The sequence below is a fragment of the Protofrankia sp. Cas3 genome, assembly GCF_963555955.1.
Taxonomy (GTDB): Bacteria; Actinomycetota; Actinomycetes; order Frankiales; family Frankiaceae; genus Protofrankia.
The window spans coordinates 1,418-24,646 of the sequence record NZ_CAUVXP010000043.1; the positions used below are offsets into that span (position 1 = coordinate 1,418).

A 23,229-nucleotide genomic window follows, 5' to 3' on the forward strand; every position below is an offset into this window, starting at 1 on the left:
ACAAAGCTGTACTGGCCGGCCGAAACAACACGACACGCCGCTTAACAGCAAATCGCTACGCGACAGAAGTGACTCTCATAATCCGCTGGCCATAGGTTCGAGCGCCACCCCAACACACAGCGTGAAATACAAGTGTGAGATATTCGTACTTCCGATTCGCCTGGTCGGATTCCGCGAGAAGCGGCGGCACCAGAGAGGAGAAGAAAACATCCTGTAGTCACCGCCGGTATCGCAGAACACATCACCACCCAACCCACCTATAATTGCCTCACCAAACAGTGCACATCATTCTCAATACATGGAGCGCTCGACCGTCAGTGATAGCGGACGGTTACCGGACAAGATCACCGGTGACGCCGGTCGCGGAACCAATCCTCCGCACGACGAAAAAGCGCTCACGGAAGTACCGACCGCTGGGGACGGTGGATCACCTACTGGCCCGTCGCCCAGCAGTGCTGACGCTCTCGGCGAGACCGTCCATGTCATCGGGCCGGAGAAACCGCCGGTCCTGACCCCTGGCGTTGCCCGCGCACTGCTGCGTATTCTCGTGAAAGCACAGGGCGCCGGTCGCCTCGACGACGGGCCCCAACCCGCCGGGCACCTCCCACAGACAGATTCGTAGTGAGTGCCCGCGCGTCCGCTCTCCCATTCCCGAAGGATGGCCCCATGATCCGGTTCGCCTTCTCCGGTCGAGTGTCGACCGAGGACCAGCAGGACCCGGAGTCCTCACGCGGCTGGCAGATCACCCGCGCCCGGACCCTCATCGAACCGACACGCGGTGAAATCGTCGCCGAATTCTTCGACATCGGGCAGTCGCGATCAGTGCCCTGGCAGCGTCGCCCACAAGCCAACGCACTCCTGACCGCGCTGAAAGATCCCGACCGGGGCTTCGACGCGGTCGTGCTCGGCGAACCGCAGCGGGCGTTCTACGGCAACCAGTTCGGCCTGGTCTTCCCGCTGTTCGTGCACTACGACGTGCCGCTGTGGGTACCCGAGGTCGGCGGCCCGATCGATCCGAACAACGAAGCCCACGACCTGATCATGTCCGTGTTCGGAGGGATGTCCAAAGGCGAACGGAACCGAATCAAAATCCGGGTGCGGTCCGCGATGGAAACCCAAGCCAAAGTCGAAGGCCGCTACCTCGGCGGCCGGCCCCCCTACGGCTACCGCCTCGCCGACGCCGGCCCCCACCCCAACCCCGCCAAAGCCGCCGACGGCCGACGCCTCCACATCCTGGAACCCGACCCGGTGACCGCACCCGTCGTCGAACGGATCTTCACCCTGTTCCTCGGCGGGATGGGCCTGTTCCTGATCGCCCAGACGCTGACCGATGAGACGATCCTGTCCCCCTCGGCCTACGACCGGACCCGCAACCCCCATCGCAGCGGCGTCGCCTGGTCCAAAAGCGCTGTCCAGACGATCCTGCGCAACCCCCGCTACACCGGCCGGCAAGTCTGGAACCGCCAACGCAAGGACGAAGTCCTCCTCGACGTCGACGACGTCGCCCTCGGCCACACCACCAAACTACGGTGGAACACCACCGACAAATGGATCTGGTCCGACCGCCCCGCCCACCCAGCGATCGTCGACGAATCGACGTTCCTCACCACCCAACGACGCATGGCCAGCCGCGGCCCCACCTCCCAGCGGCTCGGCCCCCGCACCCAGCATCCCTACCTACTACGCAGCCTGCTGTTCCACGAACAGTGCGGCCGGCGGATGCAGGGCAACTGGAACCACGGCCATGCCCACTACCGCTGCCGCTACCCCCAGGAATACGCCGCAGCCAACCACATCGACCATCCCCTCGCCGTCTACCTCCGCGAAGACGCCGTCACCCCCGCTCTCGACACCTGGCTCGCGACCGCTTTCGCCCCAAGCCACATCGAAGCGACCATGACCGCCCTCGAAGACACCCAACCCGACAAACCCCACACCGCCGACCCCCTACGGCAGGCCATTGCCGACAGCGACCGCAAACTCGCCCGCCACCGGGCCGCACTGGAAGCCGGCGCCGACCCGGTCATCGTCACCGGCTGGATCGCCGAGGTGCAGGCCGAACGTGCCACCGCCATCGCCGCCCTCGACCGCCGAGGCCAAGCCGAACCACCACGGCCCAGGCTCACCCGACAGCAAATCAAAGATCTTGTCGACGGCCTCGGCGGGCTCCTCGCGATCCTCCGCGACGCCGACCCCGCCGACAAGGCCGAGGTCTACCGCGAGCTCGGCCTGAAGTTGACCTACGACCACGAAACAGAGACGGTCATGGCCGAAGCATCACCGAGATCATCGGTGTGCGTAGTGTCTGTGTCCGAGGGGGGACTTGAACCCCCACGCCCTTAGAGGGCACTAGCACCTCAAGCTAGCGCGTCTGCCATTCCGCCACCCGGACATGCATGCCCTGCCGGACCTGCAACGGAACAGACTCTACACGGCTGGCGCCCCTGTTGGCGCAGGGATCTCACCTCATCGACAGGCGATACATGATCTTGAAGATCGCCGGAGTCGCTCCAATCGGCGGGCAACTTCGATCATCTTCCAACGGACGGAGACAGGCCGACTGTGCCGTCCCCACAGCGTCCACGGGATGCTCCGTCGCGGTGTCCGTTGCAGGTCGCGGCGTCCGTTGCAGAGGGCACGAATCGGACCTACGTGTGAGTCGTCTCATGACACTGTCGGTGCGCGAGGTCGAACGGCTGGTCACCGCGGCGGCCTCACGATCGATACTGTCCGCCCGCGACAGCGTGTCGCCGAACTCCGGCAGCGTGATGACCACATGCCTGCGTACCGCGCTGCGGCCGCGCAGACGACCTGTGGCCTACCACTCGCGCCTAGGATGCCGACGCACAGCTGTTGAATCGCGCCGTCCATGTGACTGGTCTCCACCGGCCAGTCACATGGAGACCTTTCAAGCCCCGGGGGGTCCAGACACGAAGGGGTGGCGAATCGTCCGGGATTTTCCGCTTCGTAGAAACCGCACAGGGCGACGAGCTCGATAACCTCGTGCTCGTCGAACTGCGCACGCAGCTGTTCGAACGCGCCATCATCGAGGGCGAGGTCATGGAGACGTTCAACGCACAACAGCGCCGCCCGCTCACGTTCATCAAAGTGATCGCTCTCGCGCCGGCGAGCGAGGCCGGTGACCTTCACCTCACTCAGACCGGCCTTCGCGGCGAGCTTCCAGTGATGTGACCATTCGTACTCCGAACCGGTCAGCTGAGAGCCGCGTAGTCAGCAATGGTACGGCTACGGCCCCGACGTTCCAGGATGGCGTCCGTCTCCACGAGCTGGTCGACCGCATCCGCGACCAGGCCGCGCGCTGACCGATCAAGGGTCGGGCTGGGCGATACGGTCGACGATCCAGGCGGTGAGCCGGCAAGGCGGAGAAGGCGGAGAAGGCGGAGAAGGCCCGGATAGCCGAAGGCCCGGATAGTGGTGTTCTATCCGGGCCTTCGCGCGGGCGACAGCTCTCACATGTCTGCTTCGCCACGCTGTTCTCGCTGGTTCACCAGGCCCGCACCGGCCGCTATGACAGATCGAGAGCGTGCGACAGAACTGCTTCGATCTCGGCCGCGGCGGCGCCTCCATAGGCGCTGCTCAGCCGCGCCGAGGCGGTACCGGGGTCGAGCCGCCACTCCTGTGGACCCGAGGTCTCCAAGACCAGGGTCGCGATGAGAGAGCCCAGCTGGGCGGCCCGCTCCCAGGCCAGTCCACCCTCGACCCCGGCCAGGAAGCCGGCCCGGAACGCATCGCCGACACCGGTGGGGTCGACAATCTCCGTGGCGGGCACGACGTCGACGTGAATGCTCTTTCCATTGCCGACGAGCAACGCGCCCTTGGCGGACAAAGTAGTGACCCGCAGTTCCACCCGCTCGGCGATGTCCGCCTCGCTCCACCCGGTCCTGCGGATGAGCAGCTCCCATTCGTACTCGTTGGTGAACAGATATTTCGCACCGTCGACGAGGGACCGACACTGGTCGCGGTCGAGCCGAGGAAGCTGCTGAGACGGATCAGCGACAAACGCGATACCCAGCTGTCTGGCCTCGGCGGTGTGGTTGAGCATGGCCTGCGGATCATTGGCGCCCACCAGGACAAGACCGATCCCGCGGTCGGCGGCAATCGGTGCGAGCGAGATGTTCCGTGCCTCGCTCATCGCTCCTGGGTAAAACGACGCGAGCTGGCACTGGTCGTCGTCGGTGGTGCAGGTGAAACGCGCGGTGTATGCGGTGCTGCAGACAAGCAGTCCTGCGCAGTCGACCCGGTGGCGTTCCAGCCAGGCACGATAATCATCGAAATCCTTGCCGACCGCGCCCACCAGTACCGGGTTTTGGCCTAGGACGCCCATGCCGAACGCGATGTTGGCGGCTACGCCGCCGCGACGGATAACGAGGTCGTCGACGAGGAAGCTCAGCGACAGCCGGTCGAGGTGAGTGTCGAGAAACTGGTCGGCGAACCTCCCGGGAAAGCGCATCAGATGGTCGGTGGCGATCGAGCCGGTGACAGCGATGGTTCCTGCGGACATGCACTCCCCTTGTACTTCTCAGCAGACGAAGGTGGTCTGGCCGCGGAGCATCAGACACGCCCTAGTAGCGGTAGTGCTCCGGCTTGAACGGCCCCTCGATGTCGACACCGATATAGTCCGCCTGGTCCTTGGTGAGCTTCGTGAGGTCTCCGTTGAGCGCCTGCACGTGGATCATCGCGACCTTCTCGTCGAGAAGCTTCGCCAGCCGGTAGACCTCGCCTGCGTACTCGGTGTGCTTGGTGAACAGCTCGATCTGCGCGATCACCTGGTTGGAAAAGCTGTTACTCATCACGAACGAAGGGTGACCGGTGGCGTTGCCCAGGTTCATGAGCCTGCCCTCGGAGAGCACGATGATCGTGTGCCCATCCGGGAAGACCCACTCGTCGACCTGGGGCTTGATGGTGACCTTGCGAATGCCGGCGATGCGGGCGAGGCCGTCCATGTCGATCTCGTTGTCGAAGTGACCGACGTTGCCCAGGATCGCCTGGTGCTTCATCCGCGCCATGTGTTCGGCGGTGACGATGCTCTTGTTGCCCGTGGTGGTGATGACGATATCCGCCTTGTCGACGACGTCGTCGAGCCGGGCGACCTGATAGCCCTCCAGCAGTGCCTGCAGTGCGCAGATCGGGTCGATCTCCGTGATGATGACGCGCGCACCCTGGCCGGCGAGCGCCTCGGCCGAGCCCTTACCGACGTCGCCGTAGCCGCAGACGACCGCGACCTTGCCGCCGATCAGTACGTCGGTAGCCCGGTTGAGGCCGTCGATCAGCGAGTGCCTGATGCCGTACTTGTTGTCGAACTTGCTCTTCGTCACCGAGTCGTTGACATTGATTGCCGGGAACAGCAACTCCCCCCGCGCGGCGAGCTGGTAGAGCCGGTGGACCCCGGTCGTGGTCTCCTCGGTGACGCCACGGATGCCGGCTGCGATGTCTGTCCACATCCCAGGCGCGGTGGCCAGCGAGCGGCGCAGTGTCTCGAGGATTATGCGGTACTCGTCGGACACTGTCAGATCATCGTCGCCGACCGTGGGGACCGCACCCGCCTTCTCGAACTCGACTCCCTTGTGGACCAGCAGGGTCGCGTCCCCGCCGTCGTCGAGAATCATGTTGGGGCCGACCGGTTCGCCGTCGTCGGCGGTGAAGGTGAACAGTTGCTCGGTGCACCACCAGTACTCTTCGAGGGTTTCGCCCTTCCATGCGAAGACCGGCACACCCGTCGGCTCCTGGGGCGTCCCGTCCGGTCCGACGACGGCCGCGGCGGCGGCATGGTCCTGGGTGGAGAAGATGTTGCAGGAGACCCAGCGCACCTGCGCGCCGAGGGCGACCAGGGTCTCGATCAGCACGGCGGTCTGCACGGTCATGTGCAGCGAACCGGCGATGCGGGCGCCGTGCAGTGGGCGAGCCTCGGCATATTCACGGCGCAGCGCCATCAGGCCGGGCATCTCGTGCTCGGCGAGCCGGATCTCCTTGCGCCCGAACTCGGCGAGTCCGAGGTCTGCGACGGCAAAGGAAATGCCGTTGCGGCTGCGATAGATTTCCGGTGTCGTCATGGTGGTCATGCAGGTTCCCTCTCAGGCCATGGTGGACGTGCTGTCGGTGGTGGACGTGCTGTCGGTGGTGGACGTGCTGTCGGTGGTGGACGTGCTGTCGGTGGTGGACGTGCTGTCGGTGGTGGTCAGGCCGGCGGCGTCGCGCAGCGCGGCCGCCCGGTCGGTGCGCTCCCACGGTAGGTCGACGTCGGTGCGGCCGAAGTGCTCGGCCACCAGCTTTTCGATGAGCCTGCGGGCCACCCGCTCGGTACCGAAGGTCTCGACGAGCACGGGAACCGGGCGCACCACCCCGATCGCGTCCGCAACCTGTACCTCCGCACGTGCCGCGAGCCCGGCGGCCACGACGTTCTTCGCCACGTAGCGTGCCGCATACGCCGCGGGACCGGTCCACCTTAGACGGATCCTTACCCGAGAATGCACGACCGCCGTGCCGGGCGAACCCGCCGAGGGAAGCCGAAACTCGACCGCCACCGGGTGCGCGGCCAGCCAGGGTACACCGCACACTGGCCGGGCGCTCTCACTCCTTCGAGGTAGTCGCCAGCTCTGCCTCGAGCAGGTCCATCGCCTTGACGAAGCTGGCCCGCTCCAGTTCGGCGGCGATCCCGCTCGCGGTGGCCAGCGTGCGACCGAGCCGCCCGGCGAGGCACCCGACGGTCAGCGGATCCTCCTGCAGGAGCGAGAGCGTCGAGGCGTGCCGGGGACCGAGCATGCACTCGGCGCTCGTCGACGTGCTGTCAGAACGCCGACGCAGGCCATGCATGACCCTCGGGAGCGGGAGCAGGAGCATCCCCTCCGGCACCGTGCACTCGTGCTGTCACCGCGACCGTGCTTGACGCTTCATGTATCCCGCCGTAATCTCTTCGTACATCCGAAGTGTTCGTGTTTCCAAAGTAAACAGAGCCAACCCTGTGCGGTTGCGGTACCTGCCCGCATGAAGATCACAATTTCAGGAGGACGAACAGTGGCTACAGCAAAACGACCCACCCCCGCACCGGCCAGCGGCCAGCCGGTCGCTGCCTTCGTGGCCGGCGGTTCGGCAGCCGGCACCTGGACGCTGGACCCGGCCGTAAGCCGGGTGGAGTTCCACTCCGCCAGCATGTGGGGGATGGCGAAGATACACGGTCAGTTCACCGCCGTGAGCGCCACGGGCTCGGTCAGCCCCAGCGGCGCAGTCACCGGAGAGATCACCATCCAAGCGGCATCCCTCGACACAAAAAACAAAAAACGTGACATCCATCTCCGCTCGAAGGACTTCTTCGACGTCGCGCAGTACTCCACGATCACCTACTCGGTGGACCGCATCTCGCCGCTCGACGGGAACCGGGTCGAGGTCCTGGGTGTGCTCACGGTCCGCGGGCAGCGTCACCCCCTGCCGTTCACCGCAACGGTTACCGATGCGACCGCCGACGCCGTGACCATCGAGACGGAACTGGAGGTCGACCGGTCCCACTTCGGGATGGGATGGAGTCCGATGAAGATGGCCTCGATGAGCAACCGGATCGTGGTGAACGCCCACTTCCGTAAGGCCGACCACTAGGGCCTGCCTGATGGATCCTGGTCGATGCATGCGGTGATCCAGGCGGCCTCCCGCAAGACGACGACAACCCACAGGTGGTCGCCTGGGCGCCGAACGGTGGTGACCATCCTCAACCGTTGTGGCGTGGACGCAGACCGTCGAGGAGAAGGCGCACGATCTCTTCGCGCATGGACACCGGTAGCACCGGGTCGAGGGAGAACGACGCGCGTAGTACCGCGATACCGATGAGAGCGTCGGCGACCGTCGAGGCGTTGACGTCGCAGCGGATCTCTCCGCGCGTGGCGGCGTCGCGCAGAGCATCCTCGATCGCAGCCAGGCACCGGTCGATCGAGTCCCGTTTGAACGCCTGGTAGAGCTCGGGGAACTGTTCGATCTCCATGACACAGCGTTGCAGGATGCTGCGTCGGGGTTCGACGAAGACCGCGGCGAGCCCAGCCAGGAGGGTCTCCAGATCCTCGACGATCGTTCCGGTGCGCGGCGGGGTCAGACCTGCCGCCAGCGTGGACATCCCGGCCAGGATGAGGTCCTCCCGCGCCGGCCAGCGAGCGTAGATGCTTCGCTTGGCTGCCTTGGCCCGCGCTGCCACCGCCGTGACGGAGAACTCGGCAATCCCCCGGTCGGCCAGCTCCTGGACGGCCGCAGCCAACACTCGCGCGTCCACCGAGCCGTCGCGGGGGCGGCCCCGCGGTCGAGACCCGACTGCCGCCATCACCCCAGCATATAGGTCACTCCTGCAGTTGCATAATTCGCTGGCACGGATTAACGTCACTGTCACGGTCGCATAAATGTCGAGGGAGCGGACCATGGAGGAAACACCGATGACCATTCACGATTTCACCGTCACGACCGGCGATGGTGCACCACGTTCACTCAGCGACTACGCCGGTCGCGCAGTTCTGATCGTCAACGTCGCCAGTAAGTGCGGCCTGACCCCCCAGTACGAGGGGCTGGAAGCGCTGTACCGCGACACCCGCGACCGCGGCCTGGAGATCATCGGTTTTCCCTGCAACCAGTTCGGCGGTCAGGAACCTGGCACCGACGCCGAGATCCAGGAATTCTGCTCGACCCAGTTCAACGTCACCTTTCCGATCTTCCAGAAAATCGAGGTCAACGGCCCGGGCGCCGACCCCCTCTTCGTCTACCTGCGAGCCCAGGCACCCGGTGACTTCGGCCCCTCGGCCGGGCGCATCTACGACCACATCAAGGCCACCCGACCGGAGACAATCGGCACCGACGAAATCAAGTGGAACTTCACAAAGTTCCTCGCCGACCGCGACGGAACAGTGATCCGCCGCTACGAGCCCACCATCACCCCCCAGGAGATCCAGGACGATCTGGAAAAAGTTCTGGCCTGACGGTTCCAGGCCTGCCGGCTGATCCCTGGGGTGGGGCCTGGACCTGTACCTCGCATCGGCACTCATAGGTACTCATAGGTCATCCGACCCCATAGGTAGGAACGGTCGCTACAGCAGCCTTTTCGACCTACGCCAGGCTGGATCGCCATGGCCAGGGGCGACGTGGGGGTCGCGCTGACAACCGACCACGGTGGTTACGCGGTGTCACAGCCGTGGATCCACCGGTTCGGATTCGCAGGCCAGGATCGCGAACACCAGCTCGTGCACCCGGTGGAACGGGCCGTTGCCCGCCACCGTCGCCAGCGCCGCGAGCCCGAGGGTGTGCTCGCGCAGGGCGAGGCTGCGTTTGCGGCCCAGCCTGCGCTCGCGCAGCGAGGCAAGCTGAGCCGGCTCGGTGTAGGACGGTCCGTAGATGATGCGGAGGTACTCCCGTCCCCGGCATTTGATTCCCGGCTGGACCAGGCCCTTGCCGTGACGGGCGGCGAGACCGTCGTGGGGCTTGACGACCATGCCCTCCGCGCCGGCCGCGGTGAGCTCCAGCCACCATTGCGTTGCCCGCGCCGTCGCGTCCTCGCAGGCCAGGTCGAGAACGAGGCGGCGAGTCGGGGTGAAGGTGGTGGGATCAACGGCGACCAGCCGGTCGGCGATCGACAGCTGCCATTCGTGATCGCGATCGGTGAAGGCGGCTCCTTGCGCCGCGAGCACCGCGAACGGTGCCAGCGTTACGGGCGCCTGGGAAACATAGGGCCGGTAGGCGGCGGTGTACGCGTGCAGCGCCGTCAGGTCCGAACTCACCCGCTGGCGCAATGCGGTCACGTCCAGGCCACGGGCGGCTGCCTGCTCCAGGACGGACACGGCCGCCGGCAGGGCTGCCCTGCCCGCGGCACCCACGCCCGCGTACGCCCGGATGAGGCTTTCGGCCTTGGCCGACCACGGCAGCAACTCGCAGTCCAGCAGCAGCCAGTCGCTGTCGAACTCGTCCCACAGCCCGGCCTCGGTGATCGCCGTACGAACCGTGCCCAACAGCTCCTCGGTACGTCCCGGGTCGAAAAAGGACCGACCGGTGCGGGTGTACACCACCCCGGTGGCCCCGTCGTCGACGAACCGCTTCGCCGCGGCGGCCTGGTCGCGGCACACCAGGACCACGGCGCGGGAACCCATGTGCTTCTCCTCGCACACGACCTTCGCTGTTCCGGTCCGCCGCAGATCGTCGATCGCCTCAACCGGATGCTCAAGCCAACCGTCCACGGTGGATGTCGATGACGGCGCCATCGTCGGCGGCAACCACAGCAGCCAACGCGGGTCCACCGCGAATCGGCTCATCACCTCCAGCGCGGCGGCAGCGTGTTCGGCCGGAATCGTGATGGTGCCGTGGTCGGTGGTCACATGTCGGCGGCCGGTCACGTCAGCCAGATTCACGGCGTTCCCGGCGTGCACGGCATTCACAGCGCCCGTGGCATTCACAGCACCGGGCGTCATCGGCCCGGATGGCGTCAGCGGGCGTGCCGGCTGGTAGTACTGGCGTAGCGCCGGAATCGAGACGAGCTCACGCTCGGGGTAGCGCAGGGCGGTCAACCGGCCGCCGAACACGGCCCCGGTATCCAGGCAGATGGTGTTGTTCACCCATTCCAGGGTCACCGTCGGGGTGTGCCCGTAGACGACCATTGCCTTGCCGCGGTAGTCGTTCGCCCAGGGATAGCGCACCGGCAACCCGTACTCGTCGGTCTCGCCGGTGGTGTCGCCGTACATCGCAAACGAACGCACCCGGCCGGAGGCGCGACCGTGGTATTCCGCCTTCAACCCGGCGTGCGCGACGACGAGATTACCGCCGTCGAGCACATAATGGGAGATCAACCCGTCGAGAAAACGCGCAAGCCCGTCAATCGGGTCCTGCTCCAGCTGAGCGATGGTCTCGGCCAGGCCGTGGCTGACAGTCACCTTGCGGCCCGCCAGGTACCTGAGCAGCTTCGCCTCGTGATTACCGGCGACGCACAGCGCCACACCTCTGCTGATCATGTCCATGACCAGCCGCAGCACCCCGGGTGAGTCCGGGCCCCGGTCGACCAGGTCGCCCACGAACAGCGCCATGCGCCCGTCCGGATGCACCGGGCTCGGGCCATCCGAGGTGAAAACCCAGCCCAGCCTGATCAGGAGCGCTTCGAGCTCATCCCGGCAGCCGTGCACGTCACCGATGACGTCGAACGGGCCGGTCAGCTCGCTGCGGTCGTTGAACAGCTTCTCGTAGCGGATTTCCACGTCCTCGGTGTCGTCGAGAATGTGGATTTTCCGGAAGCCCTCCCGCCGCAACTGACCCAAGGATCTTCTCAGGTCCCGATGCTGGCGCTTGAGCACATCCCGGCCGAAATCCCGGTCCGGACGGGCCCGGGTGCGTTCCCAGCACACCGATTCCGGGATGTCGAGGACAATCGCCACCGGCAGCACATCGTGTTCCCGGGCGACCGTGATTAACCCGGCCCGGGCATGCGCCTGCACATTGGTGGCGTCCACGACGCTGAGACGTCCGGCACGCAGCCGCTTGGCGGCAACATAGTGCAGCACGTCGAACGCGTCGCCGGATGCGGACTGGTCGTTTTCGTCGTCGGCGACCATCGCCCTGAACGTGTCACTGGACAGTATCTGCGAGGCGGCGAAATGGCGTCGGGCGAACGTCGACTTACCCGACCCGGAGATGCCGACCAGCACGACCAGCGCCAGCTCGGGAATGTCGATAACAGTCACTTCGCCACGTCCTTGGTGAACAGGGCCAGCTGGGTCGGCGTTCCCAGCTCCGGGTCGTCGTCGCCCACGCCGCGCAGGGATACCGTGTAGCCGAATCGAGCGGCGACCGAGGACGCCCACGCGGCGAACTGGGCCCGGGTCCACTCGAAGCGATGATCGCTGTGCCGGTGGGTGTCCGCAGCCAGCGTCTCATAGCGGACGTTGTACTCCGCGTTCGGCGTCGTCACGATCACAGTGGCCGGGTTGGCGTGCCCGAACACCACCTGGCACAACGCGGGCAGGCGCGGCTCGTCCACATGCTCGATGACCTCCATCAGCACCGCCGCGTCAAAGCCCCGCAGCCGCTCGTCCACATAGGTCAGTGCGGACTGGATCAGTCTGATCCGCTGCCGCGCCCGATCGGGCAACCCGTCCAGCCGCAGCCGGCGCTCCGCCAGCGCCAACGCCCGAATCGACACGTCCGCACCGACGATCTCGGTGTAACGCGGGTCTTTCACCAGGTCGCCGAGCAGGGCGCCTGCGCCGCAGCCCAGATCCAGCACCCGTGCCGCGCCCGTCTGCGCGAGCACCGTCAGCACCGCTTCGCGGCGCTGGGCGTTCAGCGGCACGCGCTGGACCTCCGCCGGCAGCTCCGCATCCTCGTCGGTGGTGTCAGCCTCGCCCTCCGCGGCGCGCTCCGCCACAGAGTCCGCAACGGAGTCCGCAACGGAGTCCGCAACGGAGTCGGACAGCAGCTCGGACAGGCGGGACTCGGCCTGACCGGCCAGGACGCGGCTGTGCGCCAGAAACCGACTGGTGATCAGCCCACGCTCGGGATGTCCCGCCAGCCAGCCGTCGCCCTTGGCCAGGAGCGTGTCGATCTCATCAGGGGCCACCCAGTAATGCTTGGCGTCATCAAGCACCGGCAGCAGCACATAGAGATGGTTCAACGCATCCGCCAGGCGCAGCGTCCCGGACAGCGTCAGATCGACGTACCGGCTCTCACCCCACTGCGGGAACGCCGGATCCAACGGCACCGGCGTGCCGATCACATCCCAACCCAACGGCGTGAACAGCGCCGCAGCCAGCGCCACGCCACCCTCGCAGCGCAGCGCCGGCACACCGACCTCCAGCGGGATCGCCGTCGCGGCCAGCTCCGGGCGATCCTTGGACTCACCCCGCGCGGCAGTGCGGAACACCCGGTTCAGCGCCGCTGACAACAGACTGCTCGCCGCGTACGGACGATCATTGACATACCGGTTCAGCTGCCCGGCTCCGCGGCCGCGTTCCAGCCGTTGGGAATCGACCTCCAGGACCAACGCCGCCGTACACCGCTGCGGCGACGCCACCGGGAACACGACCGTCGCCGTCCCGTACGGCAGATCGAACCGGTGCACGCGATCTGGATGCTTCACCAGGAGAAAGCCGAGATCGGTTGCCGGCTGGTGGGTGGTCGTCAACGTCAACAGCACCCCTGTGATCCTGCCAGCTGATCAGGAGCCGGCGGCCACCAGGATGCCGTCGGTGGCGAAGCCCGCCATGAGGCCGAACAGGAGGCCGTAGGCGAGCAGGTCGGGACGGCGGTTCTTCGCCGCCACGGTGATCAGTTGGATGACGACGTAGAGAATCGACCCGGCCGCCAGGGTCAGAAAGGCCACGCTGACCGGCTTGCTGGTGAAGCTGTGCCCGACAGCGGTGCCGATGAAGGTCGGGGCACCACCGATGAAGCCCATGGCCAACAGAAACCCCCACCCGGGCCGGATGGGGGTGCCGTCGCTGTCGGTGTCACCGGCCAGCGGCGCGACGATCCCGAAACCTTCGGTGGCGTTGTGCAGGCCGAAGCCGATGACCAGCAGCGTCGCCAGCGCGACCTCCCCGGCGGCGGCGGACTGGCCGATGGCCAGACCCTCGGCGAAGTTGTGCAGACCGATCCCGACCGCGATCAACAGTGCCAACCGTCGCGCGGGCGACCAGGCTGCCAGGTCGATCCGCCGGTGGGCGGGCAGCTCCCCCGCGGCCATCGTGCCCGGGCCGATACCGCTTCCCTGGCCTGCAACGCCTCCCTGGCCTGCAACGCGGCCGTGAGCTGCGGCGCTCCCCTGACCGACGGCGCGGCCCATCCACCGCTCATAGGCCACGAGCGACAGCAGACCGACCGTGATCCCGGCGGTGAACAGCAGTCCGTAACCGATGGCCCGGCCAAGGCCGTGATGCTCGGCGTGTACCTCGGTCAGCGCCTCGTCGATGGGTTCCCACGCCGCGGACAGCACGTCCCAGACCAGGAACAGCAACACGCCGATGGCGCCGGCGTTCAGCAGCGCGCGCAGGGTGGGCGCGGGCCGTCGCAGCCGCCCCACCGGCAGGCCGAGCAAAATCGTCACTCCGGCGATCGCGCCGAGCAGCAGCGTGCGGGCCAGGCTCACGAGGTCCTCCTCCAACGAAAAATCGATTAGGTGAGGCTGCCCTAAGTTTGGCGCCGAAGCAAGTTTTTCCCGGTAAAAGCCCCAGAGCACCCGGCAATAGGCGCGGTACCGGGACGTCGATGAGGGGCCGAGTGGATGCAGGCACGGCCCTGGTCAAGCATGGAGTTCTCGACCTCCGCTCCCGGTCGGCACACGCTGGGTGTGCGAACGTGCCCATGCGTGGATGAACGGCTACGGCACGTTGCGTCGCTGCACAGAGAAGAACGGCACGATCGTCGACTTCTACCTGTACCTGTACCTGGCCGCCGCGTTCGTCACTGTCCGTTGTCTGATCCAGAAGGCCCGGATCGCCTACCGCTGGGAGGGTCGGCCCACCACCCGGCGTCTCACGTGACGCCTGTTGCCGGGCGCTCTTAACGATGTGTATCTGATGCTCCTGCCACAACACCAGATTCACATCGTTCCCACAGGGCGTGCGACAAGAGGGGAATGGATCAAGAAGTGGATCAAGGAGTGGGGTCGAGATGCGTGCGGGCGTCCCCGGCGGTCAGGCGGTCAGGCGGTCAGGTCGCCGATCAGGTCGGCCAGCACGAGTTCCTCATCCACCCGGATGCCGTGGCCTTCCATGGTCGGGCTCAGGTCGGCGTCCCAACTCGCCTCGACCGGGCGACCGGCCAGCTCGCCACCGGTGACGCTGGCCAGCGCAGCCTGGTAGGCCCGCGCGTCAAAGCGCCACGGCCGCCACGGGATGCGCTCGCGCAGCCCGTTGCCGATCCGGATACCGCCCCAGTCGAAGTCACCGTGGTAGGCGAACCGAGCGCCCCCGGCCGCGAGCAGGTCGAGCAGGCGGACCACCGCGACCGACGGCTGCCCGTTCACGCACACCAACGGTGGGCACCGGTCCGCCAGCTCGTCGGCGGCGCTGGCGAGCACGATCGGGTTCTCGCACATCCACACCAGCCCGTCGCCGACGCCGAGGTCCACCTGGTCCCGGCCGAGCTGACGCAGGGTCAGCACACACGGCTCCCCCGCGTCGCGGGCCACCGCGAGGATGCGACCGGTCGTGGTGGTCACGCCGCCCGGTAGGCCGAGGCAGAGCACCACCGACGACAGCTCGTCGCGGTGGACACCGACCGCGGCCCAGGTGGCACGGCGCTCGGCGGCCGAGCCGTCACCGACCGGCGGTGCGCCCCGCAGCACCCGGGCCGCGGCGAGTGACAGCGTCGCCAGCGGCCGGGCGTCGTCCAGCGCGTGCGCGTCCCCCGTGCTCGCCGCGGCCAGCCGGCCCAGTGCCACGCCGGCCGAGGGCAACGCCTCGAGCACCCGCAGCAGATCGGCGACGAGCGCCGCCGCCGCGTCGGGGCTCGTGGCCAGCCGGCGCAGCATACCGGTGGCGTCCAGCCACGACCGCCAGGTGGCGAGCTCGGGGCGCCGCACCACGAGTGCGTCCAGTGGCGCATGCGCGTCCGCCCACGCCGCCGCGTCCGCCGCGGCCAGCGCCACCCGGTCGCCGACCTCACCGAGCAGGAGCCGCACGGCGCCGCCCAGGCCGTCCGGCGCGGCGCCGCTGGTGCGCAGCACCGTGTCGACCTCGTCCAGCGACACCGTCAGTGACACGCCCGTCCCGGCCCGCCGGCCCAGCAGCCGTTCGACCGCCCGCCGCTGGTCTCCGCTGGCGTTGGTGAGGGTGACCGAACCGGTCAGCGGCCTGCCGTGCTCCATCCTGTGCCGCGCCCGGTCCAGCAACCACGCGGTGTGCTCGCCACCGAGCAGCCGTTGCAGGCGCCCGACGTCCTCGGGTCGATCTCCACCCATCTCACCCAACCGACCACTCACTCGACTACTCACTCGAACAGTAGGCCAGTGCTGTCGGCTGGGCCGGTGGCCGGCGTCGGCGTCGGCGTCGGTTCGGGAAGGTAGGGCACCGGGCGTTCGACCCGCACCCGCTCACTCCCGTCCCAGCGCCACGGCGTGACGAGCACGGCGTCGATGCCGTCCCTACGGGCGAGCTGCGCGATCGCCAGACCCGGGACCTGCGGGTAGCAGCCCCACTCCCGTTCGCTGGTCATCACCACATCCAGGTCGAACGCGGCGAGCAGCCCGAGGCACTTGGCGCGCGAGTCATCGTCCACCCCGGCGAACGCCTCGTCCAGTGCGACCAGGCGCGGGGCATTCGGGTTACCCGAAGAGGTGTAGAACGACGACGCGGCGGCGAACAGGGGCACCGACGCGGCCAGCACCCGCTCGCCACCGGAGGCCGGCCCGGTGGCCGCCCGCCACTGGCCGTCCTGATAGCGCTGGATGGCGAACTCGTGCCACGTCCGGTAGTCCAGCGCGCGGGTCAACTGTTCGGCCCAGCCGCCGGATGTGTCCGCGGCATGCTCCCGGTTGATCTCCTCCTGGAGGAAGGCTCCCACCGCTGCCCGGTCCGCCGCGCTCCAGGCGTCGGCGGTCTGGCGCAGCAGCCGGTCACGCACCCGGTCCAGCCCGACGGGTGCCCCGCGGGCGGCCCGCCACTGCAGCCGCAGCCGCATCCCGGTCGATGTGGGCCGCTCCGCCAGATCCCCGTTGATGGCCTTGACCTGCTCCTCCGCGCCGGTGATCAGTTCCTGGAGGGTGCCCGCCACCTCGTTGACGAGGTGGTTCTCCAGGATCTCGCGTTCCTTCGCGGACAGCAGCGTCGCCCGCTGCTCGGTCTCGGTCTCCAGCGCGGCCACCAGGGTCGGAATGTCCTGCTTGCGGCCCTGGAACAGCACGTCCACCACGATGATGCCGTCGCGTACGGTCATCCCAACCGAATGGCCGTGGCGGGACAACGCGTCGGTGAGCACCTTGTGTTCGGTCGAGACCCGCTGTTGCACCAGCTCCCAGCGACGGTCGGCGTCGTCGACCCCGTCCAGTGCGGCGTTGACGGCACGCGCGAGCATGACGGCCGGTGTCGGCGCCCACGGCTCGCTCGGGTCCGGGGTCTCCAGTTCGGGCACGGCGATGGCCAGCAGGCCGGTGGCGGCGAAGGCTCGCAGCTCCTCAACTGCATGGTCACGTTCAGCGGCGGCGGTGGCGATCGATCCCTGGAGGGTTTCACGCCGGCCCTCGGCCTTGCCGCGCGCATCTCGTGCCGCACCTTCCGCGACGCGGGCCGCCTTCTCGTCCTCGTCGCACCGGACCAGTTCGGCGGCGACCGCGGCGAGCGTGCGGTACAGCTCCTCGACGCCGGCGCCCGCCGTCTCGACCAGGACCCGGTGACGTTCGGCCGCGACGTCGGCCTGGGCGCGCGCCAGGGTCGCCGCCGCCCCGGCCCGTTCGCGGCGTTCCACCGCAAGATCGACCTCCCGTTCGGCATCGGCGGCGGCGCGGCGCGCCCGGTCCAACGCCTGCGCCGCCGGCCACAGCCCGGCCAGGGCCACCCGGTAGTCGCCCACCGCCGCCCGGACGGCGTCAAGCGCGACGGCGTCTGCGGGCAGGCCGACATCGGCGGCGAACTCGCCGGCGGCGGCCCGCGCCGTGTGCGCCTGGGCCTCCCGGCCGGCCACGATCGTGACCGCCTCGGCGTGCCGCGCGTCGACACGTCGCCTGACCTCGTGCTCGCCGGCGAGTTTGACGTGAGCCTCGCGCAGCTCCCGGTCGGCCGGCTGCGCCTGGTGCTCGGCGGCCAGGGAACGCTGACGCCCACTCAGTTCGGCCGCGGTCGCCGCGAGCTCGCGCAGCCGTTGCTCGATCCGGGCCAGCTCCGTCCGCAGCTGCTCCAGGCGGACGCGCCTGGCCGCCTCGCGGGCACCCTCCCCGATGTAGCCGGCGGCGTCCTTGTGCCAGGAGCCGGTCAACACCCCGTTGCCGAACCGGCCGTCGACGGCTACCCACGTTCCGCCACCGTCAGCCAGAGTCCCGGAGTCCTCACCCGACGCTCCGGATCCATCACCCGATGTCCTGGCGCCGCCACCCAGACCGATCGTCGCCAGCAGGGCGCTGACCGCGGTGTCGGTGAGCATGGCCGCGCCGGCATCGGCGCGGTCGATCGCCGGGGCGAGCATGGCGGTGAGCCCGCCGGCCGGCGCCGGCCGACCCGGGGCGAGCAGGACGTCGTCGGTCACGGTGTCGTGTAGGCGACCGTCCGGGGCGAGCCACGCGTCAAGGATCCCGGCCGCCTCCAACGCCGCCTCGATGCCGGCCCGATGCTCGTCGGGCACGTCGGCGGCGAAGTCGACAACCTTCCACAGCGCGGCGCCGGCCCGGCCGTCGCGGGTCTGGCTGTCGCGGGTGTAGGGAATCGGCGGCGCGTCGTGGCCGCCGGCTTCCAGCCGTGCGATCTCGGCCTCGAGCTGTTCGCGCTCCCGGTCGGCGCCCGCGCGCTCGGCATCGATGTCGGCTTGGCGGCGAGCGAGTTCGGCGGTGGCGGCCCGGGCCGCCTCGTCGACGGCCGCTGTCACCGGGTTGGGGCCGTCGAGGGTTTCCACCCATGCTTCCATGACGGCGAGCAGCCCGTCGGCGTCGGCCACCCGCAGGTACGCCGTGCCGGCCAGGTAGCGTGCGCACGCGGCGAGAAGCTCGGCGCTGTGCGCCACGGTGAGGTCCTCGGCCGCGGCGATCCGCTCCGCGGCGGCCTGCTGCTCACCGATGATCCGTTCCAGTTCGTCGCGGGCCGCGCGCAGCGCCGCCTCGGCGGTCGCCGCCGCCGCCAGCAGTGTGTTCAGGCGGGCCACGGCGCCGGCCTGCCGTTCGATCAGCGCGGCACCCGCCCGGGTGGCGATCGGGTACGGCGGCTGATCCCTGTCGAGGTCGGCCAGGACCGCGGCGTGCCGGTCGGTGACCCCGGCGGCCTCGGCGGCGCGGGCTGCGGTGGTCCGCACGGCCTGGCAGGCCGCCGCATCCGCCTCGGCGGTCCGCCGGGCGGCGACGAGCTGGGTTTCCCGCTGCCGGACGATGTCGTCGGCGGCGGCGCTCTCGATCCTCCGCTCCGCCGCGAACCGGCCGAGGCGGTCGGCATCCTCGCCCGCGGTCCGCAACGCCTCGGCGTCACGCATCTCCGGGCTGTCCTGCAAGGCGGTGCGCCGCGCCGTCAACGCGGCCCTGGCGTCGGCCAGCTCTTCCAGCCGTTGGTGCGTGGCGGCAAGCGCCTGCGTCGCGCCGCGGTGCGCCGCGTCGGCCTCACCCAGTTCCCGGCCGAGCTGCTCGTAACGGCTGTTGGCCTGTCGCGGCGGCGCGGCGCGGCGCTTGGCTGCGACGGCGGCATAGCGGCGATAGTGGGTCAGAAAGGCGTCCGCCGCGGTCTTGGCCTCGGCGAGACCGCGCAGCGCCTCGCGTTCCTCGTCCAGCCCGCGGAAAGCCTCGGCCACGGTGGTCACCAACACGGGGTCCAGCGGCGGCAACGCCTCGGTGAGCGCGCGGGAGAGCAGCTTCTCATCGGGCTTCTTGGACAACTGCGGCTGCCGCAGCTGGATCAACAGATTGACCAGCGCCTGGTACCGGTGCCCACCGAGCCCGAACAGCGCCTCATCCACGGCCCGGCGGTAGTCCGACGCCGTGTCGTACACCATGCCGGACCCGTCGACGGCGTCTTTGAGTTTGTCCCGGGTCAGCGCCACCCGGGTCGGGCCGATCAGTGACAGTTCCGGGCCGATCCGCTGCCCGGTGACGAAAAACCAGTGCCGCGCGATGCCACGCCCGGCCACCGCCTTGAGGCCGGCACCGATCGTGCGGTATTCGGCCACGCCATCCGCGCGCAGCCGGCCGAACTCCAGCCAGGTGTAACCCAACCGCTCGGGATGCGGATGCCTGCCGCCGAGCAGCAGGTTCCACTCCATCCGCTTGTTGCGGTCGCCGTCGGGTTCGACCCGGTGCGCGGCCAGCTCACCGTCGAGCAGGAACGGCAGGGTCAACGCGAGCACCTTCGACTTGCCGGTGCCGTTGTTGCCGCGCAGGAGCAACCGGCCGTCGTGGAAGTGGAACTCCTCGACGTCGTAGTAGAACAGGTCCACCAGACCGGCACGCAGCGGTTGCCAGCGCTCCCGACGCGGCATCGGCAGCGGTGTCGGTGTCGGTGTCGGTGTCGACAGCACGGCCGTCACGGGTGTCGCCGCCCGCCCGTTGACGCGGTGGTGCGGACGGTCCGACCGGCGCGGGAGCTCGGGCCGGTGCGGATCGTCGGCGCCTCGACCGCGTACCGCGCGATCGCCGGCCGGGCGATCACCATGGGTGGCTCGCCGGGCACGTCGGCGACCAGCCGCAGTGCACGCAGCTTGTCCAGCGCCACGGCGAGCAGTTCGCCGTCGGCCCCGGGCTCGGTGACGCCGCGGCGCCAGTAGGCGGCATGCTCGACCGCCATCTTCCGGACGTGCGCGCGCAGTCGGGCGACCGGTACGGGCTCGGCGCGCTCCACCCGGGCCGCCAGGTATTCGGCGACCAGCAGCGTCACGTGGCCGTCGGTGCGCTGTTCGGGCATGCGCACGTCTGTCAGCTCGTCATCGGGGTCGACCATCGCGATGCCCTCGGCGCGCATCTCGGCAATCAGGCCGGTGGCCTCCTCGATCCGCCGCGTGATCGCATGGCGTTGGCTCACCAGATAGACGCGCTCGTCCTCGGCGAGTTCGTCGTAGTAGACGACCGGATCATCCAGCAACCGGCGGGTCAGCCGGTGGCGCAGCGCCCGATTACGCAGATCGTCGGTGTCGGCGACCGGCTCATAGGTCAGCTCGGCCAACCGCCGTTCGAAGTCGGTGGCGTCGATCGTGGACGGGCCCCGGGCGCCGGTGAGCATCGCCGCCAGAATCCGGCGACGCACGTCGTAGAGCACGTCGCCGGTAGCGGTCAGGTAGGCGTCCTCGTCGCCGGCGACCCGTTCCAGCACCCCGAGGGTGAGCAGCAGCCGGACCACCGCGACCAGGTCGGAGCGTTCGTCCCGGCGGCTGAGGGTGAACGCGATGCCGGCGTCCGCCAGCTCCGGTTCACTGGCCGCGACGATGATCCCCTCCGCGAGCCGACCAAGGGTGATCTGCGCGTCAGCCGTCTCCAGCACCGACAGCGCGAGGCAGAGCAGCACGTAGCGGCGCCGTCCGAATGGCGCCCTGCCGCGACCGTCCCTGGCCGGATGCGTGCCGTCCAGGCCGGCCGGTCGCCCTCCGCCGGCGGGAGGCTGCGCCCATTGTCCCGCCGGATCCGGGCGGTGGCCAGCCGGTCGCCCTCCGCCGGCGGGAGGCTGCGCCCATTGTCCCGCCGGATCCGGGCGGTGGGCAGCCGGTGCCGTCTTGAACAGCCGCGCCGACTCGGCGTCCACAACCAGTCGCCAGCCGGTCTCGGCGGCGAGCCATTCGCGCAGCTCGGACGCATGCTGGCGGATCAACCGCAGCGCGTCGTCGTCCGCGCCCGCGGTGAGCAGCGGCTTGGCCAGCAACATGCGCAGCGCCTTGCGTCGCTGCGCTGTGCCCTCATCGGCGAAGGCGTCCACTCTCACACCGCCACCTCTACCCGGCGCCGCACCGCGGTCAGATCAATGATCTCAACGAAATGTTGCGGACCGTGCAGCACACCGTCGGCGGTCTCGATCCGCACGACACCGCCGTCGGGAACAAGGGACAACCGTATCTCCATGGTGCCGTCACTGGTGGTGGTGTTCACCTCTGAGTCGCCCGGCAACCGCGCCGAGAGTGCGTCTGACAGCACGCCGAGGAACAGCCGGAACGCCTGGCGGTCGAGTACGCCGAGCTCGGAGAGCAGGACCGGTCGCACGGTGGCGAGGCGTTCGCGGGCCGCCGCGACCTGTTCGGCTTCCTGCGCGGCCTGCTCGGCGAGGAACCGGCGCTGCTCAGCGCGGTCAGCGACCCGGTTGGGCTGGCCGCGCCGCTCATAGGAACCGGTCTTGCGCAACTGCGGGCTGATGCGCACGGGCGGCGCTTGGCGCCACGGCGTGCTCGGCGCCGGCTCGTGCTCCTGCCACGCCGCCACCGTCTCCTGGGTGACCGTCAGATGCCGGGCCGGGGTCAGGCCGAACGCGGCCCGCCACAGCCGGTGGGCGCCGGCGTCGTCCGGTGCCTGCGCGAACCAGCGGGCCAGTGCCCGGAAGTCCGCCGATCGGTCCGACCGCCCGGACCGGCGCTCGTTGAGCGCAGCCACGGTGTCGATAAGCTGGGTGATCGCGGTGATGGCTGCACCGCGCAGCAACCGGGCCTGCGACGGATGGCGCGAGTCGGCGGACAGGAACCAGTCCCGCAGGCCGCGCCACCGGTTGCGCCAGGCATCGACGGCCATCCTGATCGCGGTGTCGTACGCGGCCGCTGTGTCCGCTGCGGCGGAGGTATCCGCCCCGGCCGAAGTAGCCACGATGTCGGTGCCAGCCTCGCTGCCGGCCGGCAGACCCGGGACGGCGTCGGCGGCCTCCCGCCGGGCGGCGATCGTCAGCAGCCGGTCCACACCGGCCGCCTCGATCTGGCCGAGCAGGGTGGCGATCTCCGCGCCCCGGTTGGCCAGATCTGCGATGAACCTGTTGATATAGTCGATGAGACGCTGTTTATAGGCGACGAACGCGACCACGTCACCATCGGCAAAATCAATCACCCGACGCAGCGACGCCATGAATGCCTGTGCATTGTCGGCGAGCCCGGTGAAGCGCTCGGCCAACGCCAGCAACAACAGATGCACCTTCGCCGGGTCAAGCCGAGCCTCGTCTGCCGTGACCAACTCGGCCAGTGCGCGCAGCTGCGCGGCAATATCCTCCAGCGCCACCGACTGGAGGACACCCCTGCGTCCGATCGCCTCCTCGTAGACGGCGATCGCCTCCTCGGCCGCCTGCCCGGCGGTGGTCAGCTGGTACAGATACCTGGCCCGATGGAAGTCCTCCACACTGGTCACCCGGCCGGTATCCGGATCGGACCGCAGGTTTCCCCAGTCGACCAGCTTCTCCAACGCCGCAACCACCGGCTCGCCATCCCCCGGCCGGCCCAGATCCGCGCTCACGTCCTCGGGACGCATGTGCACGATGAACCGGTCTCTCGCCCGCGCGAACGTCATCAACACATCCCGATAAAAGGACGCGTTCGGCGCGCTCAGGTGGGCGAACGGTTGCCTGGACGCAACGTCTGCGCCGACGGTGATCTCGCCGGTCGGCTTGCGGGTCGTCACACGGACCAGTATCG

16 protein-coding genes, 1 tRNA gene and 2 pseudogenes are annotated in these 23,229 nt (G+C 68.8%); 5 read left to right on the top strand and 14 right to left on the bottom strand.

What is annotated here, in order from left to right; all coding sequences use genetic code 11:
• Together U9983_RS10610 and U9983_RS10615 are read left to right on the top strand one after the other, a co-directional pair.
• A partial coding sequence (locus U9983_RS10610) for a hypothetical protein (protein WP_322753843.1) occupies window positions 1-217 on the top strand: 217 nt, incomplete at its 5' end.
• A 449-nt stretch (window positions 218-666) separates the two neighbouring features.
• A complete protein-coding gene (locus U9983_RS10615) occupies window positions 667-2,343 on the top strand; it encodes a recombinase family protein (protein WP_322753844.1) in 1,677 nt (558 codons plus the stop codon).
• On the opposite strand, the gene U9983_RS10620 is transcribed toward U9983_RS10615, so the two are convergent.
• The 6 genes and pseudogenes from U9983_RS10620 to U9983_RS10645 form a co-directional block, all read right to left on the bottom strand.
• Window positions 2,309-2,392, bottom strand: a tRNA-Leu gene (locus U9983_RS10620). The genes U9983_RS10615 and U9983_RS10620 overlap by 35 nt on opposite strands.
• A 308-nt stretch (window positions 2,393-2,700) precedes the next feature.
• Window positions 2,701-3,216, bottom strand: a complete 516-nt coding sequence (locus U9983_RS27825; protein ID WP_416211337.1) for a carboxymuconolactone decarboxylase family protein — start codon at window positions 3,214-3,216, stop codon at window positions 2,701-2,703.
• Between the two features lie 310 nt (window positions 3,217-3,526).
• Window positions 3,527-4,522, bottom strand: coding sequence for a carbohydrate kinase family protein (locus U9983_RS10630; protein ID WP_322753846.1), 996 nt, complete (start codon window positions 4,520-4,522; stop codon window positions 3,527-3,529).
• A 61-nt stretch (window positions 4,523-4,583) separates the two neighbouring features.
• A complete protein-coding gene (gene ahcY, locus U9983_RS10635) occupies window positions 4,584-6,080 on the bottom strand; it encodes an adenosylhomocysteinase (protein ID WP_322753847.1) in 1,497 nt (498 codons plus the stop codon).
• Between the two features lie 117 nt (window positions 6,081-6,197).
• A pseudogene (locus U9983_RS10640) lies at window positions 6,198-6,567 on the bottom strand (methionine adenosyltransferase domain-containing protein); the annotation flags it as partial.
• Window positions 6,568-6,588: 21 nt separating this feature from the next.
• Window positions 6,589-6,858, bottom strand: coding sequence for a hypothetical protein (locus tag U9983_RS10645; RefSeq protein ID WP_322753848.1), 270 nt, complete (start codon window positions 6,856-6,858; stop codon window positions 6,589-6,591).
• Between the two features lie 174 nt (window positions 6,859-7,032).
• Between U9983_RS10645 and U9983_RS10650 the strand changes: the two genes are divergently transcribed.
• The gene (locus U9983_RS10650) at window positions 7,033-7,608 is read left to right on the top strand and encodes a YceI family protein (protein WP_322753849.1); all 576 of its coding nucleotides are present in this window, start codon (window positions 7,033-7,035) and stop codon (window positions 7,606-7,608) included.
• 109 nt (window positions 7,609-7,717) lie between these two features.
• Here U9983_RS10650 and U9983_RS10655 read toward each other — a convergent pair whose 3' ends face one another.
• Window positions 7,718-8,317, bottom strand: coding sequence for a TetR-like C-terminal domain-containing protein (locus U9983_RS10655; protein ID WP_322753850.1), 600 nt, complete (start codon window positions 8,315-8,317; stop codon window positions 7,718-7,720).
• Between the two features lie 109 nt (window positions 8,318-8,426).
• Here U9983_RS10655 and U9983_RS10660 point away from each other — a divergent pair, with 109 nt between their 5' ends.
• On the top strand, window positions 8,427-8,963 hold the full coding sequence (locus U9983_RS10660) for a glutathione peroxidase (RefSeq protein ID WP_322753851.1): 537 nt from the start codon (window positions 8,427-8,429) through the stop codon (window positions 8,961-8,963).
• A 204-nt stretch (window positions 8,964-9,167) separates the two neighbouring features.
• On the opposite strand, the gene U9983_RS10665 is transcribed toward U9983_RS10660, so the two are convergent.
• From U9983_RS10665 to U9983_RS10675, 3 genes are read right to left on the bottom strand one after another with little or no spacing between them, the layout of a single operon-like run.
• The gene (locus U9983_RS10665; protein ID WP_322753852.1) at window positions 9,168-11,702 is read right to left on the bottom strand and encodes a polynucleotide kinase-phosphatase; all 2,535 of its coding nucleotides are present in this window, start codon (window positions 11,700-11,702) and stop codon (window positions 9,168-9,170) included.
• The gene (locus tag U9983_RS10670; protein WP_322753853.1) at window positions 11,699-13,153 is read right to left on the bottom strand and encodes a 3' terminal RNA ribose 2'-O-methyltransferase Hen1; all 1,455 of its coding nucleotides are present in this window, start codon (window positions 13,151-13,153) and stop codon (window positions 11,699-11,701) included. Before U9983_RS10670 ends, U9983_RS10665 begins: the two co-directional genes overlap by 4 nt.
• Before the next feature lie 21 nt (window positions 13,154-13,174).
• Complete coding sequence (locus U9983_RS10675; RefSeq protein WP_322753854.1) at window positions 13,175-14,104, bottom strand: zinc permease; 930 nt, start codon at window positions 14,102-14,104, stop codon at window positions 13,175-13,177.
• A 175-nt stretch (window positions 14,105-14,279) separates the two neighbouring features.
• Between U9983_RS10675 and U9983_RS10680 the strand changes: the two are divergent.
• Window positions 14,280-14,498, top strand: a pseudogene (locus U9983_RS10680) (IS5/IS1182 family transposase); the annotation flags it as partial.
• A gap of 161 nt (window positions 14,499-14,659) precedes the next feature.
• Here U9983_RS10680 and U9983_RS10685 read toward each other — a convergent pair.
• The 4 genes from U9983_RS10685 to U9983_RS10700 are packed head-to-tail and all read right to left on the bottom strand — an operon-like array spanning window position 14,660 to window position 23,215.
• On the bottom strand, window positions 14,660-15,940 hold the full coding sequence (locus U9983_RS10685; RefSeq protein WP_322753855.1) for a TIGR02679 family protein: 1,281 nt from the start codon (window positions 15,938-15,940) through the stop codon (window positions 14,660-14,662).
• 8 nt (window positions 15,941-15,948) lie between these two features.
• Entirely contained in the window at window positions 15,949-20,121 is a 4,173-nt protein-coding gene (locus U9983_RS10690; RefSeq protein ID WP_416211339.1) for a TIGR02680 family protein, read from the bottom strand.
• 44 nt (window positions 20,122-20,165) lie between these two features.
• Window positions 20,166-21,494, bottom strand: a complete 1,329-nt coding sequence (locus U9983_RS10695; protein WP_416211340.1) for a TIGR02678 family protein — start codon at window positions 21,492-21,494, stop codon at window positions 20,166-20,168.
• 53 nt (window positions 21,495-21,547) lie between these two features.
• On the bottom strand, window positions 21,548-23,215 hold the full coding sequence (locus tag U9983_RS10700; protein WP_322753858.1) for a TIGR02677 family protein: 1,668 nt from the start codon (window positions 23,213-23,215) through the stop codon (window positions 21,548-21,550).
• Window positions 23,216-23,229 lie beyond the last annotated feature (14 nt).